13 protein-coding genes and 2 pseudogenes are annotated in these 18,109 nt (G+C 59.6%); 12 read left to right on the plus strand and 3 right to left on the minus strand.

Annotation, left to right across the window (positions count from 1 at the left end; translation table 11 throughout):
• Positions 1-236 precede the first annotated feature (236 nt).
• Both EH165_RS06525 and EH165_RS06530 read left to right on the plus strand, forming a co-directional pair.
• Positions 237-2,825, plus strand: coding sequence for an RHS repeat protein (locus tag EH165_RS06525; protein ID WP_124798651.1), 2,589 nt, complete (start codon positions 237-239; stop codon positions 2,823-2,825).
• A gap of 6 nt (positions 2,826-2,831) precedes the next feature.
• On the plus strand, positions 2,832-3,230 hold the full coding sequence (locus tag EH165_RS06530; RefSeq protein WP_124798653.1) for a hypothetical protein: 399 nt from the start codon (positions 2,832-2,834) through the stop codon (positions 3,228-3,230).
• 96 nt (positions 3,231-3,326) lie between these two features.
• Here the strand turns inward: EH165_RS06530 and EH165_RS06535 are convergent, their stop codons facing one another.
• Positions 3,327-5,132: a hypothetical protein gene (locus EH165_RS06535; protein ID WP_124798655.1), complete on the minus strand. Its 1,806-nt coding sequence runs from the start codon at positions 5,130-5,132 to the stop codon at positions 3,327-3,329.
• Positions 5,133-5,150: 18 nt separating this feature from the next.
• Here EH165_RS06535 and EH165_RS15385 point away from each other — a divergent pair, with 18 nt between their 5' ends.
• Together EH165_RS15385 and EH165_RS06540 are read left to right on the plus strand one after the other, a co-directional pair.
• Positions 5,151-5,300: a hypothetical protein gene (locus EH165_RS15385; protein WP_164479138.1), complete on the plus strand. Its 150-nt coding sequence runs from the start codon at positions 5,151-5,153 to the stop codon at positions 5,298-5,300.
• Positions 5,301-5,336: 36 nt separating this feature from the next.
• A complete protein-coding gene (locus EH165_RS06540) occupies positions 5,337-6,308 on the plus strand; it encodes an RHS repeat-associated core domain-containing protein (RefSeq protein ID WP_124798657.1) in 972 nt (323 codons plus the stop codon).
• A 1,265-nt stretch (positions 6,309-7,573) separates the two neighbouring features.
• On the opposite strand, the pseudogene EH165_RS06550 reads toward EH165_RS06540, so the two are convergent.
• Positions 7,574-8,931 (minus strand): annotated as a pseudogene (locus EH165_RS06550) (ISL3 family transposase).
• A 751-nt stretch (positions 8,932-9,682) separates the two neighbouring features.
• Here EH165_RS06550 and EH165_RS06555 point away from each other — a divergent pair.
• The 4 genes from EH165_RS06555 (at position 9,683) to EH165_RS06565 (ending at position 12,973) form a co-directional block, all read left to right on the plus strand.
• Positions 9,683-10,189 carry an RHS repeat protein gene (locus EH165_RS06555; protein ID WP_124798661.1) on the plus strand — a complete coding sequence of 169 codons (507 nt, stop codon included), beginning with the start codon at positions 9,683-9,685 and terminating at the stop codon, positions 10,187-10,189.
• Between the two features lie 356 nt (positions 10,190-10,545).
• A complete protein-coding gene (locus EH165_RS16810; RefSeq protein ID WP_422392139.1) occupies positions 10,546-10,695 on the plus strand; it encodes a toxin C-terminal domain-containing protein in 150 nt (49 codons plus the stop codon).
• Positions 10,692-10,823 (plus strand): hypothetical protein, encoded by a 132-nt coding sequence (locus EH165_RS16475; protein ID WP_277870535.1) that lies wholly within the window; start codon positions 10,692-10,694, stop codon positions 10,821-10,823. Before EH165_RS16810 ends, EH165_RS16475 begins: the two co-directional genes overlap by 4 nt.
• Positions 10,824-11,785: 962 nt before the next feature.
• Positions 11,786-12,973 carry a hypothetical protein gene (locus EH165_RS06565; RefSeq protein ID WP_124798663.1) on the plus strand — a complete coding sequence of 396 codons (1,188 nt, stop codon included), beginning with the start codon at positions 11,786-11,788 and terminating at the stop codon, positions 12,971-12,973.
• 128 nt (positions 12,974-13,101) lie between these two features.
• On the opposite strand, the gene EH165_RS06570 is transcribed toward EH165_RS06565, so the two are convergent.
• On the minus strand, positions 13,102-13,491 hold the full coding sequence (locus EH165_RS06570) for a hypothetical protein (RefSeq protein ID WP_124798665.1): 390 nt from the start codon (positions 13,489-13,491) through the stop codon (positions 13,102-13,104).
• Positions 13,492-13,769: 278 nt separating this feature from the next.
• Here EH165_RS06570 and EH165_RS06575 point away from each other — a divergent pair.
• From EH165_RS06575 to EH165_RS06590, 4 genes and pseudogenes are all read left to right on the plus strand, one after another.
• Positions 13,770-14,983 (plus strand): annotated as a pseudogene (locus tag EH165_RS06575) (IS3 family transposase).
• 239 nt (positions 14,984-15,222) lie between these two features.
• Complete coding sequence (locus EH165_RS06580; protein WP_164479283.1) at positions 15,223-16,047, plus strand: ABC transporter ATP-binding protein; 825 nt, start codon at positions 15,223-15,225, stop codon at positions 16,045-16,047.
• Positions 16,048-16,107: 60 nt separating this feature from the next.
• Positions 16,108-16,887, plus strand: coding sequence for an enoyl-CoA hydratase/isomerase family protein (locus EH165_RS06585; RefSeq protein ID WP_124798669.1), 780 nt, complete (start codon positions 16,108-16,110; stop codon positions 16,885-16,887).
• A 9-nt stretch (positions 16,888-16,896) separates the two neighbouring features.
• A complete protein-coding gene (locus EH165_RS06590) occupies positions 16,897-18,081 on the plus strand; it encodes a THUMP-like domain-containing protein (RefSeq protein WP_124798671.1) in 1,185 nt (394 codons plus the stop codon).
• The last annotated feature ends 28 nt before the right edge of the window (positions 18,082-18,109 follow it).

Below are 18,109 nucleotides of genomic sequence, written 5' to 3' on the forward strand. Positions count from 1 at the left end.
GCCATCGCATCTGGCGGGTCCCTGTTAGTCGGTCCGTCTGCACTTAGAGTCTCGGGTTAATTTGGTCAGTCCTCAGCTCGGAGGATGGCACTGGTGACACCACCACCAACTCCTACACCCCTGCCGGACTGCGCACCCAGCAAAAGTTCGCCAACACCGGCGCCGCACCTGGACAGGCCCCGGCACCTGATACGACGGTGGGGTGGGAGTTCGATGCAGTAGGTCGACCCATCGCGATGACCGACAGTGTCGGTGTCACCGGCTGGACCTACGACCCCACTGGGCAGCTCCTCACCGAAACTAACCCCACCGGCGCCACCATCACCCACGCCTACAACAATGCGGGTCAGCAAACCGGGTTGACGTATCCGACTGGTGAAACGATCACCACCACCTTCGACGCGGCTGGGTTGCCGGTGGCGCAGAAGTCGCCGTTTGGGGAGTTGAAATACGCCTTCGACGAAGCCGGACGCCTCGTCAAAGAGGTCCGTTCGAATGGGGTGGACACCACCTTTGGTTACGACAGGGCTGGTCGGGTCACCAACATCACCCACCAACTCCCCACCGACCCCACCCCCACACCGTTGGGCCCAGTCCCGCCCGGCAGCGGTGGGAACCCAGCCGGTGGGATCACGCCAGGAGACTACTTAGCCGGGTGGGACATCCCGACCGCGCAAGGCCAAATCCCGGCGGGCGGCAAAATTGTTTCCGGCTACGGGTATGACACCCGCAGCAACGTCACCACCGAAACCAACACTGTCACCACCAGCGGCACCGACCCCGCAGCTGGACTAGCCGCTTTGCTCACCCCCACCACCGTCGCCGGTGTCGCCGCAGGATCAGCGAAACCAGTCACCTCCAACACCCAAACCCACACCTACGACCCCCTCAACCGACTCACCACAACAACCACCACCAACACCCCCACCACCGGGGCAACAGCGGGCGGGGCGGCCACCGGCGGTTCAGCAGGTGCGGGCGGCGCAGCAGCAGGTGGGGATGGGACATCTGCCTACTCCTACGACGCGGCCGGGAACCGGGTTTCCGCCATCACCACCGGAACCGACCCCACCAGCATCACGGCGACGTTCAACAATTTGAACCAAATCATTTCCTCCACCGGTACTCACGCCGCCACCTACACCTACGACGGAGCCGGGCAGCGGACGAAGGAAACCGTTGACGGGTTGATGACCAACTACACGTGGTCACCGCAAAACCGGCTCACCAAAATCATCAGGGACGGCCGAACCACCGATAACACCTACGACGGCATCGGCCGCCTGCAAACCAGCACAGACACCACCACCACACCCACCACTGGCGGCGGGGGCAGCGGCAGTGGGGGCAGTGCTGTGGGGCAACCCACCGTCACCTCCAGTGTCTGGGACGGCCTGAGTGTCCTCACCGAAACCAACCCCGCATCCGGAACAACCAACATGGTTCGGGATATCACCGGCAACGTCGCTATCCAAGCCTCCACCCTCACCACCCCCGGCACCGGGATCCGGTGGAACCTCACCGACGCCCAAGGCTCCCCGGTAGCGCAAACAATCGGCGGAACGGTCACCGAACAAGCCACTTACGGCGACTACGGGAACCAAACGTTCAACACCCCCGGGTGGAACGCAACCGTTGGGTTCGGCAGCGAAATCACCGACCCCACCAACCATTTGAACTCCTACTACGCCCGCCAATACGACCCCGCCACCGCCACCTGGCTCAGCCCCGACCCCCACCCATGGTCAGCAGCAGCGTCGCAAACCCAAAACAGGTACGCATTCGTCGCCGGCAACCCCACCACCAACACCGATTACCTCGGGTACTGCCCACTCAATTCCAGCGACTTCACAGGCGGCCCCCGCTGCGGAGGCCAACCCACCCCGGCTAAACACAAAGGCGTCCTCAAAGACCCCCAAGCATTCGGGCCCATACCAACGGTGCGGACGACACCACCGCCAGTGCCGGCCCATATGGACCCGCAACACGTAACCAGCTCCAAAAGCAAGGAGAAAAACGACACTCAGTGGAGCGCCGCGACGGCGCCCAAGGGTGGCAACAAACCAATAGATAGCAGCCAGGTTTCGGTGCGACACCCTAAATGCGAGGACTTAGCCTGTCTTCGGAATGAGGTCTTCGATACCTGCGCTTCTCTTTACCTACCTGAGATGTGCGCTGGAATGACCACCCAAGAACAAGGAAAAATGATTTCGGAGAAAGGCCAAAGCACTAGCTTCTTGGGCCTCCTCCTGGGGATCGCACTGATTGCTACCGTTATAGCAGCACCTGAAATCCTCGCAGCATGCGTTAGGGGCGGCTGCGCCGCCCTCATTGCGGGCCTGTCCGGTGATATCAACCTCGCCGCTGATTTAGCAGTCATCGAGCAAGGGCTGACAGCAGGAACTCTTGTTGCTTCAGACGTTGCGCTCATCGAAGCCCGGCTCGCCGCCGCGCGAATGGCGGGCACTGAAGCCGCAACGGCCACAGAAACAATTGGTGCTGCCGATCACATCGTTCTCGGATTGCGGGCTAACGGCCTTGAGACCCTAGCGGCCAAGGTCGGTGGAAGGACTCTTCTCGAAGATGCGGAGTGGAGGATAACCTTGCTACAAGCAATCGCTGACCCATCGACAAAGTTCACGGTCAGCCTAGATGGAATGTCAGGATCTACGGCTTACAATCAAGTTATGTCTGCTGCTAGCCGTGGAGCGAACAGCTCGGTGGGCTACACCGACTGGGAGATGGCTCAGCTGTACGGGGGCGGCCGCCTGTCCGATACAACCTTTATGCGCGGCGGCGTTGTCGTCGAGAACCCGTTCGGCTGATCTGCGGTGACCCTTCCAATCGACCGCCGTGAGCGCGTCTTTCAACTGTGGGGCTACACGGTCGGCATGGGTCGACTTTGCCTGCGCAGCACCAAGAGCGATCAGTTCACAACCCGTATAGATGTAGTTTTCCAAAATGTGAAAGCAGTTCATCTGCCTACGTTCTTACAGGGACTGGTCATCTCGGATGCCAACGCCACCGAGACAGAGCGCATTATCAGGGACACGGGAATGCTGCCGGATAACGGGTGCAAATTCTTCTCTATGGTTGGCTCGAATTTCAACGGCTTCGTTGTGGCCAGCGTCATCACGATTTGCGAGGACGACGGCGAGTTCTTCGAGCCAAGCCGACTATGGCCGAACGCCCCCCCTCTCCCGACTAAGGCGCCCGGGGCTACCGGATAGACGTCGAACCCAGCCCCGGTGTTCGACCTGGACTGCTGCACATTCAGGCCAGACCAAACAAGTATTTGTATGACTTCCGCTCGGGCTGATGTGAACCTAGGGAAGGTTCCGCAGCCTGACCCACCGTCCACCATCAGGGGCAACCCCAGCCGAAGTTTTAGCGACTGAGGCCGGGTCCTGTGTTGGGTCCGTTGTTCCAGTTGCTTCGGTAGGCGGGGGTGATCCGTGCTGGTCGCGGTTTGGAGGTGGGGGCTCTTTTGGGGTGGTCGTGGCGGTTTTGGTTAGTTGGGTTTGCTCTGTGCGCCACTGCTTGGCTTGTTGGGTTTGCTGCTCTGGGGTGCCTCGGTCGAGGTTGTTCAGTGCGGTGGCCACGGCCCCTAGCTTCTCTACAGCCACTCTGTGTGTGGGGCGTTGTTCGGCGGGGACGGCCAGGTCTCGGTATTGGCTTGTGAGTTGGGCTAGTTCCCTCGCGGCGTCAATGTAGGTGAGCTTGGTTTCTGCGAGTTCAGCGGCTTGCTTCGCGGCTTGGTCTGCGGCTTTCACTGCTGGTTGCCGCCCCACGAAGTCGTTGAGTAGTTGCTGGTGGTCACCTTTAGCTTCCGGGTCGCCTAGGGGCCCTAATTGGGTGACTGCCTCGATCCGGGTGTTGTGGGCTGTCACTCTGGCGTAGTTGGCGGCGTCTTGGGCTGCGGCTTTACCGAAAACCCTGGTCCGGTCGGCGTTGGCTATCGCCTCAGCGGCAGCGCGGTAAGCCGCCCGAACCTTGATGTGCGCGGCCGGTAATTGCCGGGTGATGTCAGCTATGTGTTGTTGCCGGACCTGTTCGGCGTGGTCGACTGCTACCTGCACCTGCTCGGTGATGCCGTTTTTGATCCGCTGCACATCGCTGTCCCAGTAACCGGTGGGGTCATCTTCCATTCCCGCTTGCCCAGCAAGTTGCGCAACAGTCCTGGTGCGAAGTCGTAGGTCTAACTCCATCGCGGCCGCCTGGTGCTGCTCGTACTGGGCCACCGATTCGATGGTGGCAATCTGCTTCTCATACTGGCTGATCGCAGCTACCAACGACGCCCGGTACCTGGCGACACCCCCTGCCGCAGCTGCTGTTGCCTTCGCTGCTGCTGGATCCACAGCGGTTGGGGTCGCAGCTGGTTGGCCTGCGGTGTTGTTGTATTGGCGGGTTTCGGCGAGGGCGGTTTGTTGGGCTTGGTGGATTCCGCGGTCAGCGCGGTCCCTGCCTGCTGCGGTTACCCATTGTTGGCGGGCTTGTTGTGGGGTGTCGGCGATGATGACGGCCGTGTTGTGGGTGCGGCCTCTGGTCATTCCGACGTATTGACCGGCGCCGTCTGTGTACTCATCGTGTAGGAGGGTGGCTTTGTCGGTGGTTTGTCCTTGCACTCCATGCCCAGTACTGGCATAGCCGAGTTGCACTGATTCCTGCACGTAGGTGGGTGGGAGGGTCCTGGTGTACCGGTCAGCGGTGCCGGTCACGGTTAAAGCCCCATCGGGGCTGATTGCAGTGACAGCCCAAGCATCCCGGTTCGCAACTTTCAGCCCGGGGTCATTGACCCTGGTGACAACACGGTCCCCGACTCCGATCCGGTTGTCATCCCTTCCGGTGACAGTCGTGTGGTCATCGACCACACCTGCGGCCACCAATCGGTCCCGGATCGCGGCGTTGAGTTCATCAGCGGCTTGGTTCGTTGCGGTGACCACACTGTGTGATCCGTTGCCGATGATCGTTTCCGCCGCCATGTCGGCGATGCGTTCCCTGGCCTGGTCTGTAACAGGCACGACGGTGATGAGGCCACGTTCGGTGAGGCGATCAAACACTGTCCCCGGGTCAAGGTTGTCCCACAGCGCCAGGGAAAGAATCGCGTACCGCTCATCCGGAACGACTTCCATGTATCCGGCGCAGCAGCAATGGCGGATGGGGCATCTGCATACGCCTACGACGCGGCCGGGAACCGGGTTACCGCCATCACCACCGGCGCCGACCCCAGCAGCATCGCGGCGACGTTCAACGATTTGAACCAGATCATTTCCTCCACCGGCACGCACGTCGCGACCTAGGCCTACGACGGGGTTGGGCAGCGGACGAAGGAAACTGTGGATGGTTTGCTGACCAACTACGCGTGGTCCCCGCAAAACCGGCTCACCCACATCGTGAGGGACGGCCGAACCACCGATAACACCTACGACGGTATCGGCCGGCTGCAAACCAGCACCGACACCACCACCACACCCACTCCCGGCAATGCTGGCGGCGGTGCGGGCGGCGGCAGTGGGGGCGGCATGGTGGGGCAACCCACTGTGACTTCCAGTGTCTGGGACGGCCTGAGTGTCCTCACCCAAACCAACCCTGCCTCCGGTACCACCAGCATGGTTCGGGATGTCACCGGCAACGTCGCTATCCAAACCTCCACGTTGACCATCCCCGGCACCGGTATCAGGTGGAACCTCACCGACGCCCAGGGCTCACCCATAGCGCAAACCATTGGCGGCGCTGTCACCGAACAGGCCACCTACGGTGACTATGGGAATCAGACGTTCAACACTCCTGGTTGGAACGCAACAGTTGGGTTCGGCGGCGAGATCACTGATCCCACCAACGATTTGAACTCCTACTACGCCCGCCAATACGACCCCGTCACCGCCACCTGGCTCAGCCCCGACCCCTACCAGGGGTCAGTGTCAGCGTCGCAAACCCAAAACAGGTATGCATTCGTCTCAGGGAACCCCACCACCAACACGGACTTTCTCGGGTACTGCTACCAGAACTACACCACCGGTAACTACATCGGAGTCAACTGCGGCGGGAAACCAATCGGACCTGGGCTGGAAACGTTCACCAGCGAGAAGTCCGTCGGAAACGCCGCCACCGGACCAGTCCGAAACCTCACCACGACCACCACACGCAACAGCCCCCATACGTTCCCAAAGCCGTGGCCACCACGAAAAGCAACGAGAAAAACGACACTCAGTGGAGCGACCCGACGGCGCCCAAGAGTGGAAGCGACCCCATCGCGAGCAGCAACGTCGCTGTTACTCATCGGTCCTGCGGAGACAGTCTTAGCCTGAAATGCCCTTCAGGTGGACCCAATGTAAATTCTGGGCGAATCCTGCCGAAGGGGGTAGAGACGCCAGACCAGTTGTCCCAATGGTATATGGATCAGTGTAATGGAGACGCTGGTTGTGCATACGACGTGGGATACAAAAGTTGTCAATCATTAAGCATTCAGTTGTGCGATAACCTATCAGGCTGGAATCTCGCACGTGAAAACTTCTGCAAAAGCGATCCAGCAGATAGATCCTTTTGTCCCGAAAGCTATGGGGCTGGATACAAATACTCCTATACTTGGCATATCGGGTCAATCGCATCGGTCGGAAACGCCACCACAGCCGCTCAGAAGTTTGAGGCAAATCCAGGTGCGGTATTCCCGTTTCCGATTAGTGGATGCGATAAACTTAAAGACGGATCTATATGCACGCTCCACGCTTGCCCGGAAATTTTTTTTCGGAGTCGGAGAGGTGCTGGTAAATACCACTAGCAGTGGGCTCCAATTTACCGTACTGTCTGAAGACTATTTCGACAGTCCTGGCTCAACAATTAAATTTAATTTGACTGAACAGGGAGGCGAGCTATACCTCACACAAACAGCTAACGCGATTAGCTCTGTCTCCGTGGCGCAAATAGGACTAAGCCTGGGCTCTGTTCGATATACTTGGTTGAAGCAAGCTCGAAACTTATCTAATTTGTCAAAATAGGAATTTCCTGACTCAGGAATACTGATTGCGCTCGTGGTAAAATTTCCAGCAAGGACGGTGAGAGGCGGTTATGAATAGAATTTGGCCAACGAATAAGGCTGATAACTCCATTTCCTCATGCTTGACAGTGGGATTAGCAGGATTGATCTGGGCTATTTCAGTATTGTTTGCAATATTTACTACTTTTTTTGTAAGTGTAATTGCTGGGCTGGCATCATTTTTGGTGGCAGCACTGGTTCCGTGGATTGTTGGATCTTTAGGTCTAAAACCCTATCCTGCTGTCGCCCTGGGTGGGGTGCTTTCCTTAGTAACCACCTATGTGGTTTCCTTCCAGTTTATACATTTGTACTAGCCTGAAGCACGCTGGGCTAAAGCCGACTTGTCGCGTTGGGCATCCAAACCCTGACGTAACTATGTGCGGCCAGTCGTCGGGCCGGGGACTGTGCTTTTAACGGTGTTTCCGGCCTAATGCGTCGGACCAACACCTATCCATGTCCAGGGTCGCCGAAGGTCTGGGGGTGTCGTGGAACACCGCGAGCACCGCTGTACTCGCCGAAGGCAAAAGGGGCTCTTCGGAATTAACAGTGGTGCTGCTGGTTGGAACTGGATGACGCCCGCCTCTTTTGGCGGGTGCAGGCCCACCGTACCCGTCGTCGTTGGTTGGTCGGGTTCCTGAATCCGAAGGCGATCCGGCCAACATTGGAGCCATCGTTGAGGGGCGTAGCCGCGATGGAGTTGACGATGCGGTTGTAGCCTTCTGACCTGGCGTTGGACAGGTCAGTTTTGATGGCCGTGATGATTGGGTCCTGCCAGCTGTGGATGGTCTGAGCCAGGTCCATGATCTCGGGGACGTGGCGGGATGCGGCGAATTGGTAGAACCGATCAAGCATCAGGTTGATCTCGTAGCTCAGGCCACCGTTGTCCTTGCACGCCAACAGATCCCGCAGGAGCTCTTTGGCAATCCAAGCAGCCGCCAAATCGTCGCCGATGTCGTCACCGATAATCCGGTCCAGCATCCGCTGCAGCTGATCATGGGTGAGAGATTCTTTGGCTCGCAACAACCTTCGTCGGTTGATCCATTCCGGGTCCAGCTTGCGGCCACGCCGGCCGCGCATCGTGCGGGTAACTCGTTGCCGAACCTGATCGACCATCTGGTTGGCGCGTTTGACGACATGAAACCGATCAACCACCAGTTGGGCATTCGGCAGCGCTTCGCGGACGGCTTTGGCATACACCGTGGACATGTCGATGGTGACGTATTGGATGCCGTCACGAAAGGACTGGTCACGTTCGGCCAGCCAGTCGGTAACAGCTTTACTAGTCCGGCCGTTGACCTGCGCCAAGAGCCCCTGGGCGCCGGTGATATCGACTAGTCCGGTGTCCCAGCGGTCCACCCACACCCGACTTCCGGTATCGGGCCAGGTTTCCATTTGGCTTTTCCACGGCGGGTCTCATCGACCCCCAACACCGTCACCGGTTCTGACTCGCCGGCCAGCACTGCATCTGCTACCGCGATCACCGCCCGGTGGCAGATCTTCCAATCACACCCGAACGAGGCGGCCGTGGACTTCACCGACCGGTCATGACCAAGTACCGCCACGGCCATCTCCTGTTTGGATCTGGCGCTGACCCGGCACCTGGCAGGGAAGTCAGGGGTGGACTCGGTAAACGCACGACGATCGCATAAAGCGTTGCTGCACAACCACTTCCGCTTACGCCACACCAGATGAGGCCGATCGGATCCGAACCTGACATCCCTCGGGTGGGTCGTGGTCCATCCGTTGGACACCGTCGACCGGACTCCACATTCTGGGCACACACCAACCCACGGAGCCGCCGTGCGAAGGTGCACCGTGCGGCGGCCATCCACCCCGGCCACAACCCGTTCCACCGTCACCGATTCCAACCCGAACAGCGTTGAACTACTCTTGGACATTGCTCGCGCCTTTGCTGATCTGCTTGCCTGAGAACACCCAGTTCACAAGGGCGCGAGCCCAAGATCAACAACCAACACGAGCCAACTGAAGCCGCTCAACCACCGTTAATTCCGAAGAGCCAATTTACCGGAAAGTCAGTCGAGCTCATCATTCCTTCTACTGGTACTACCGCGGCCCAACAAGCTGTTTTGGCAGAAATGAGAAAATACGCCATGAACAAAGGAATCACGCTGTACATCAAGGCCCTCGGATGAGAATGCCTTTCACCCGAGTAGCTACTGTGGAGATGCGAATCGGTTATCTTGTTGTGCTTTCATATTCCCGCTGTACCGACAACTTTCCTAGGCCCAACGGCTGGCTATATAAGGTTACAGCCCCATTCGCAGACACGGAACTGGGTGCCGCTGTACTCGAGGCAGGTGCCCAATGCCGTGACAATATGGAAGTGTTCGATGGGCCCGCTGACCGCCCCGTAATTAAAGCTCTCGGGTTTAAGTCGCGCAGAGCATACTTGGACGGGCAGATCAGCTTAAATCTGTTTTGGAGCGTGGATGGCAAAACTTTAGATGTTACTCCTACCAAGAACACTGGTAAAGGTTTCGAATACTTGTCTCCGGCTATAAAATTGGAACTTGGGCAACTTTCGGTGGAGGAGCTTGGGGCTGCGATTAGGGATGCGTTCAAGTATTCATCGTAGGGATATTCAAGGTATTGACATCTGAGTGCCCTCAATTGAATAGCGGTCAAGAAATGGCATACTCATCGCTCCGAACGACGGTGGCGTGGGAGTTTGACGCTGTTGGTCGGCCGATTGCGATGACCGACACCGTGGGTGTCACCGGTTGGTCGTATGACGTTGCCGGTCAGGTTTTGTCGGAAACGAACCCCGTTGGGGCCGTTGTTGCGCATGCTTATAACGCGGCTGGGCAGGAAACGGCGTTGACGTATCCGACGGGTGAAACTGTGACCACCACGTTCGACAACTCTGGGTTGCCGGTGGCACAGAGGTCTCCGTTCGGGGATTTGGAGTACGCCTTCGACGACGCCGGCCGGTTGCTGAGGCAGGACCGTTCGAATGGGGTGGACACCACTTTTGGTTACGACAGGGCTGGTCGGGTCACCAACATCACCCATCAACTCCCCGCCGACCCCACACCACCTGCGTTGGGCCCTGTGGCCCCCTGCAGCGGTGGGAACACAGCTGGTGGGATCGCGCCGGGTGATTATTTGGCGGGGTGGGATGTTCCCACGGTGTAGGGGCAGGTCCCGGCGGGCGGCAAAATTGTTCTCGGCTACGGATACGACACCCGCAGCAACGTCACCACCGAAACCAATGCCGTCACCACCAGCGGCACCGACCCTCGGGCTGGGTTGGCTGCGTTGCTCACGCCCACCACTGTCGCCGGGGTCGCCGCAGGACTAGCGAACCAGTTACTTCGAGTACTCAAACGCACACTTATGATGCGTTGGATAAGTTGACAGTATCAACCACCACCACCACCCCCAGCACAGGTAGCGGCGCAGCAGGCACAACTAGCGGGGCAGCAGGCCCAGCAGGCGAAGGCGCCGCTGGGCAGCGGGTGGTGGTTCAGTGGATGGCGCCTTTGGTGTGGGTGGGGACAAACGACAAGAACTTCATTACGCAAGATATCGACATATATAACGGAGGTACGTGGAAGATGGCTAAAAGTGTTGCCGCTCTTGGAAGCAAGACCACGCGATCGGGAACTTACGACTACGACCTGACCTATATCGGGCCATGAGCAACCCCAACTACTGGGCTGTCGATGTCCCTGGCCTCGATTCGCTGGGCGCGCAAGCGCTTGCCCGCGCGGCCATAGACAACGGAGCGCCGGTTGGCGCCACGGCAGTCGATCCTAAGCAGTTTTAGACGCGCCATCTCGATTATGTTTCGGTCGCAATAATCAGAGCGGCGTTGTCGATCGCTGTTGAAGCAGGAGTCATGGCTAATGATCTTCTCGCAGGCGCTGTGTCACTCATCGAGGATATGGATGAGTGGACGACTTCAGCATGAAAAGGTTGCAGGCGCATACTCTGTGTAGGAAACAGAAGTGGAAGCACCAGCATAGAGACCCTGCGTCGCTGTCGTATATAGCCCGGACGCTTTGTGTCCCCGCCTCAGCGCCGACTATGGCCGAACCCCTCTCTTGGCCAAGCCACGCGGGGTCACCGGATAGACGTCGAAGTCTTAGCCCGCGCGGAGGCTCTTCTCGTGCAAGCGGCCAATCTTGGAGCCGGTCGGTTATGAGGATCGGTCGTGGCAAATTTGGCAAACTCGGCAAACTCGGCTCTAGCCGCCACAAAAACAGGAAAAGAACTCGCGAGCGTTGACTTCAGGTCCGATCCCACTCGCATCTTCCGCGATGAGGTAGGCAATCTGGCCGAAGACACAGCTGCTAACCGTCCGTTAAGCCAAAGCGCAGTGAACTCGGCGAGTCACTGGAGCGCTAGCGCTCTTAGTGATGGCGCGGTGTTAGAGAAATAGTATCTGATCCGCCATAATGGTACGCAAGCCTGGGCATGCATTCGCAACGGAGAGATTACAAACGGAGGTCTCAATGTCATTCCCCGATGAACGCCCATCCGAGCCCACGATATTGACGGTAGCTGAGGCATTCTTGGTGACGTCGGATTATATCTGACAATACGCTCATCAGGCGGGTGACCATCTAATGACCCTTCTAGGAGATACCAAGATCGAGCCAGATGGTAAGCCTGGGGATCCTGCGGCATGGAGCGATTGGCTTACCAGCGTCGCGCGGATACGTGCGGGTTTTCCCCCGCGAAGCGCCCCATAAGATTGCAAAAACCTAGACCCATATGGAGGAATAAGTGACTCACCCTGTGGATGATTGGCTCAAGCAATATATGACGCCATTCCTAAAAAATGCCGGCTTCAAAAAGCAGGGAAGAAGCTATCTCCGGGATATGGCCGATGGGGGAGAGCAACGCATTTTGGTTCAAAAGCTCAATTATCCGGTCCTTCCGGAGGTTGAATTTAGAATTAATTTGGTATCGGCTCCGAAAATATTTCTTGAGGTCCGCAAGAACCGTCCATTTAGCTCTGGCTTGGGGCTGTGGTGGGGCCCTTTGGTCTGCCCGCAAGAATTTCGGGGATGGCTCAATAATGATGACTGGATCTTTGACGCTTCAGATGCTGTCATGGCCGCATCGCTAGGTGCGCACATGGAAGAGAAGCTGAAGGAGACTTATCTTCCGCTACTTGACCAGTTAGCGGATCCGGCTTTGTTCGAGGAGGAGTTACGTCGGCCTGTTTGGCAGCTGCCAGGAAAGCCGCATCCGGCAGCACTCGGGCTGACCATCCGGCAGCAACGGCAGTCCGACGAGGTATACCCACTGCTCCGAGAAGCCCAATCGCAGCATCCGCAGTGGAGCGATTGGCCCGATCTCTGGGCTTACCTCGAATCGTTGGACCACCCTCCACATTCGGCTGAGGCCGTTCCGGTTCCCGCTGTCACCGACGATGAGGAGGAGGTCGGCTTCAGTTTCACCGGATCCCTCGTGATCTGCAAAACGGACAAGAGCCTAGGTGAGATCGAAGCCTTGACGAGCCGCGACGAAGGGCTCGAGGGGACATCTTCGCTGCCCGGCGGTTGGCAATTGGGGCAGTACTACGGTGAGGACATCGAACGAGAAATAGCAGATGTGCTGGTTGATCTCGTTGCAGAAACAGGTAGTCCAGCAATGTCAGGATTTGTTTGGGACAGCGAATGCGTTCTCGTTTCCGCCTATTCCGAGCAGGCAGGCCTCTGGCGTGCGTGCTTAGATCGCGAAGCGGGAACACGGATGCTGCAAGAAGAATGCGACGAGGACATCAACGACATGTACCTGCCCGCAGACCAAGCAGCCGAACGAGCTGTGAAATGGGCGGAAGAAGCGGGCCTGGAGCCCATCGCGCAGGACCTGCACGACGTATTCCACGCCGACAAAGGTGAAGGGCAGGCGGACAAACTCTTCTTCGACCTGACCTTCGCGTTGGGAATCCAAACCCGACACTAGTGACAGTCCCCTTTAGTGCGGCCACTGAGCAGCACAGGCATGGCGCTGCGGCGATTCGGACGACGATGCTGGTGGCGCACGTCGAGAATTATCGACGGCCCGGGGGTTGAGCAGGGTACGGGCTAGTCTTAGCGGCTGATGCCGTTGTCGGGGTGGTTGTTCCAGTGGCTGCGGTCGTGGTGGGTGTGGGCGATTTGTTCTTCATATAGTTGTTGGGCAGCGGCTCTTGTGGTTGCTTGGGTTGCGGCTTTGTGGACCTGATCTCTGGACCGTTTGATTTCGTCGATGTTCCATGGGTTGGCTTGCCGTGTTTGCTGTTGGGTGGTGGCGTCGTCCAGATGGTTCAGCGCGGTGTCCGCGGTGTTGAGGTTCCGCACAGCTTGCTTGTGTGTGGGGCGTTGCTCGGCGGGGATAGCCACGTTGCGGTGTTGGCTTGTGAGTTGGGCTAGTTCCCTCGCGGCGTCAATGTAGATGAGCTTGGTTCCTGCGAGTTCAGCGGCTTCCTTCGCGGCTTTCACTGCTGGTTGCCTCCCCACAAAGTCGTTAAGTAACTGCTGGTGGTCACCTTTAGCTTCGGGGTCGCCTAAGGGCCCGAACTGGGTGACTGAAGCGCCCTGGGTCTGATGGAGACTCGCGCTATTTGATTCCCACCGGCTGAGGGCTGGTGGTTTGGCCAGCATAGAGTGTGCTCTCGAACTCGGCGGGCGGGACGTCGCCGAGGTAGCCGTGGGACTGCCCCGAGTTTGGTTGACCTTTTACGCTGCGAGGATCTGATCTTGGTGGAAGGTTGGTTGTTATGCCAAAGCCGCACCATGGAGAGTTTCGTGATGATGTTGTCGTGTTGGCCCGGAAGCGGGAGGTCCCGTGGACGCAGGTCGCGAAGGATTTCGGTATTTTTCGAGGCTTCGGTGCATAACTGGGTGAAGAAAGCTGAAATCGCCGACGGCTTGGCCGCACCGGCGGTGTCGGGGTCCGTTGAGCTGCGGGAAGCGCGTAAGCGGATTCGCTTGTTGGAGCAGGAAGCGGAGGTGATGCGCCGGGCTGTTGCCTATTTGTCCCGGGACACTCTCCCAAAATGATGTTCCCCGCGAGCGGGAGGTGCCCCCACCGCTGGTCCTTGACCTTGCCGCGAAGACCGCCCCGGTGCGGGTGCCAGTCGCGGTGACCCCGGGGTACCTCCCGTTGTAGCGAAGCGGCGGGGGAACGGGAGCTGGGAGTTTCTAAGCAGGCGTTCTATAAGTGGCGCAAAGATCCTGTTACGCAACGGGACTGGGATGATGCGGCGTTGATCAACGCTGCCTTGGATGTGCACCGGGATGATCCGGAGTTCGGGTACCGGCTTATCACCGACGAGCTTCGCAATTTGGGACATACGGCGAGTGAGAACCGCGTTGGCCGGCTGTGCAGCCAGCAACGGATCTTCTCTGTGTTCGCGAAGAAGAAGGGCCTACGGGGTAGGCCGGGGCCGGCGGTGCACGATGATCGGGTGAAACGGAAGTTCACCGCGCCGGCACCCCAAATACGTTGTGGCTGGGCGACATTACCGAGCACCGCACCGATGAAGGCAAGCTGTACCTCTGCGCGATCAAGGACGTATGGTCCAACCGCATCGTCGGGTACTCCATCGACTCGAACATGAAAGCCACCCTCGCCGTTCGGGCGTTACACGCAGCGATCGGCGCCCGGGACCACCAAGGTTGCGTGTTGCATTCCGACCGTGGGTCGCAATTTCGGTCGAAGAAATTCGTTCGCACACTGAAGAACAACGGCCTTCTCGGCTCAATGGGCAGGGTAGGTGCGTGCGCCGACAACGCCGCGATGGAGAGCTTCTTCGCCTTACCGCAGAAGAATGTGCTGGACCGGCAGCGGTGGCGGACACGGGCAGAACTACGCCTGGCGATCGTCACGTGGATCGAACGGACCTATCACCGTAAAAGACGCCAACGCAGGCTGGGAACACTGACACCCATCGAGTTTGAGACAATCAACAAGGCCGCAACCGCTGCCTGAAAAACCAGTCAACCAAACCCTGGGCAATCCCACGGATCTCAAGGGCGTTTCTGTAGGCGTGTGTGACCGAGGCCTTCCCGAGTGTGGGTCCGCGCCGCGAAATCGCAACCTCCCACGCCACAACCGCCCGGAGCCCTCGGTAGGCTTGATGGAGATCAACAGGGTGCGGCGGTTGCAGGTGCAGGGGCAGCGTGGGACAGAATGGAGGGGTGACTTCTATTTCACCGCCCGTAGCCGACATCCCCGTTCGCGCCACCTCCGGCGTTTCCGTTGTTCCGAGCCCGGATTCGGTGGTGCACCTGAACGAGGTGACCGTTCGGCGGGGCAGTACTGTGCTGCTCGACCGCGTGAGCGTTGATATCCGGTCCCGCGAACGCTGGGTAGTTCTCGGACCTAACGGTGCGGGCAAAACGACGCTGCTGCAGATCGCCGCGGCACAGATGCACCCGACATCCGGCCGTGCACATGTGCTCGGCGCGCGACTCGGCGCCGTCGACCTTTCCCAGGTGCGGCCGCTGATCGGAATTTCTTCTGCGGCGCTTGCCGCCCGGGTCCCCTCCGGCGAAACGGTACTGAATGTGGTGGTCTCGGCGGGGTATGGCGTCATAGGTAGGTGGCGTGAGGACTACGAAGAACTCGACTTCGCTCGGGCCCGAGAACTTCTTGCCGCGATGGGCATAGAGCGTTTCGCGGACCGCATGTACGGGACGTTGTCGGAAGGGGAGCGAAAGCGGACGCTGGCCGCCCGGGCGTTGATGACCGACCCAGAGCTGCTTTTGCTCGATGAGCCCGCTGCAGGGCTTGACCTCGGAGGCCGAGAGGATCTCTTGCGCCGACTGGACGTTCTGGCACTGGATCCGGCATCGCCTGCGACCATTTTGGTGACGCACCACGTCGAAGAAATTCCGATCGCTTTCACGCACCTCCTGCTACTTCGGGAGGGCAGGGTTGTTGCGGCGGGCCCACTTGCAAATGTGCTCAACCAGGGCAACCTCTCCACCACCTTCGGTATGGAGTTGCAGCTCGATACGCGGGATGGCAGGTATTTCGCTCACGCCCGCTAAGGCACGCCGAGTCAACGAGAACGCCCTGAAAAAGCGAACGCCCTGAAACAAGGAGAAACCATGACTGGATTTGTTCGCCTCGAGATCTTGGACGCTGTCGGCATCATTCGGTTGGATCGGCCCCCGGTTAACGCCATCAATTCCGCCATGCACGGCGAGCTATCCGCCGCCGTCAGAGCAGCCGCGCAGAATCCGGAAGTGCGGGCGGTGGTGGTGTACGGCGGTGAACGGGCGTTCGCGGCCGGCGCCGACATCAAGGAGATGGCGAGCAAGTCTGCCGCCGAGATGTCGCTGTACGGAGGCGATCTCACCGGCGCTGTTGACGCCCTGGCCAGGCTGGCCAAGCCCGTAATCGCGGCCGTTACCGGGTATGCGCTGGGCGGCGGGTGCGAGATTGCATTGGCCGCCGACTTCAGGGTTGTGGCGCAGGATTCGGTGCTGGGTCTGCCAGAAATTACTCTCGGTGTCATCCCTGGCGCCGGCGGGACCCAGCGCCTCCCGCGCATCGTGGGCGTTACCAAGGCGAAGGAGATGATCTTTGGCGGGCGGCCCGTCACAGGCGTGGAGGCTGTGGCAATTGGTCTTGCCTCCCGCGCGGTCCCTGCCGATCAGGTCTATTCCGAGGCGTTGTCGTGGGCGCAGCAGCTAGCTCGCGGCGCCACGGCAGCAATTGCTGCCGCAAAGCTGGCCATCGACAGCGGACTGGACGGCGATATTGCCACCGGTTTGCGGATCGAGGCCGCAGTATTTGCGGGCCTGTTTGCCACGGAGGATCAGAAAACGGGGATGCGGTCCTTCATCGAGAGCGGGCCCGGCAAAGCAACGTTCAGTGGTCGCTGACCGCACACGGTGAGCTATCGATTCACCCAGACAGATCTGGACTATCTTCGCAGCGACGTCGGGAAGCACGCCCTCGCCCAGTTCACGGGCCTTGCCATTGACGACCGCTCGATGCTCGCGGACCTGACGAAAGTGCGCAAACATACCGCCGATCACGGCACTGCGGTGGTGGAAACCATTCGGCTGCGACGGCGCGCGATAGCCAAGCTGGGAGCGCGGTCGGCGACATGGCTGCTGACGGACGAAGCACTGCAGCAGGCCTCCCCGGAACCGGTTGCGGCGCACCGAGCCCGCCGGCTAACCGGGTTGGCCATCCACGATGTGACCTGCTCGATCGGGGCAGACCTCGTGCACCTGAGCCGCACCGCTTCGGTGGCCATTGGTTCGGACTTGCACCCCATCCGGGCGCAGATGGCTGCATTCAATATGGCGACAACGGGGGAGCGCGCTGAGATTGTGGTGGCAGACGCGCTGGTACCCGTCTCACGTGGGCTGTTGCCCTATGCCGATCCAGCTCGGCGGGACGGAGCGGGCCGCAGAATCTTGTCGGCCGACACGGTTCCGCGGGTGGCAGATCTTGACGAGGTCTGGGCGCACCGCCCACCCGTGCTGCGAGTGCCGCCCGGCATCGACTACGAGGCGCTGGCTCGGCCCGGTGAAGTAGAAATTGTGTCCCTCGATGGCTCGGCGCGCGAGGCGGTGCTGTGGCCACAGGAGCTTGCGCGCGTGGCCCGACGGGCGACGGTGCTGCTTTCGGGAGGCGAAGGGTACGAGTTGACCTCCGACGACAGCGACGACATCCCCGTCGCACCCGTCGGAGCCTGGATTGTGGATCCGGATGCAGCCGTCGTCAGGTCGCATCTGGTGCGTCATTTTGCGGCCCGCCATGGCCTGTGGCAGCTTGACCCACACCTGGCCTACTTGACCGGTAACCTCCCGCCCAGGGTGGGAAGAGCATTTAAAGTGCTGGACAGTGCGCCGTACAGCGAGCGCACCGTCGGTGAATGGCTCCAAAAAGACGGGGCCGGGACTGTGGAAATCAAGGTGCGCGGTGTGGACATCGAGCCGGATGCGTTACGGGTTCGACTGCGCAAATATCTCACCGGCCCGAAATCCGTGGACAGAACGATTGTGTTGGCCAGGGTGGGGCGAAACTCGATGGCCTACCTGACGCTCGCAGCGCTAGCCCCCTGACTGCCTGACTCAGCTGCTATTCATCAGC

Source organism: Nakamurella antarctica, from assembly GCF_003860405.1.
GTDB lineage: Bacteria > Actinomycetota > Actinomycetes > Mycobacteriales > Nakamurellaceae > Nakamurella > Nakamurella antarctica.

Excerpts from the sequence above, each read along its gene's own strand:
- EH165_RS06585 (WP_124798669.1), top strand. The coding sequence starts at position 16,108 with ATGACTGGATTTGTTCGCCTCGAGATCTTGGACGCTGTCGGCATCATT.
- EH165_RS15385 (WP_164479138.1), top strand. The coding sequence starts at position 5,151 with ATGGCGGATGGGGCATCTGCATACGCCTACGACGCGGCCGGGAACCGG.
- EH165_RS06525 (WP_124798651.1), top strand. The coding sequence starts at position 237 with ATGACCGACAGTGTCGGTGTCACCGGCTGGACCTACGACCCCACTGGG.
- EH165_RS06555 (WP_124798661.1), top strand. The coding sequence starts at position 9,683 with ATGGCATACTCATCGCTCCGAACGACGGTGGCGTGGGAGTTTGACGCT.
- EH165_RS06535 (WP_124798655.1), bottom strand. The coding sequence starts at position 5,132 with ATGGAAGTCGTTCCGGATGAGCGGTACGCGATTCTTTCCCTGGCGCTG.
- EH165_RS16475 (WP_277870535.1), top strand. The coding sequence starts at position 10,692 with ATGAGCAACCCCAACTACTGGGCTGTCGATGTCCCTGGCCTCGATTCG.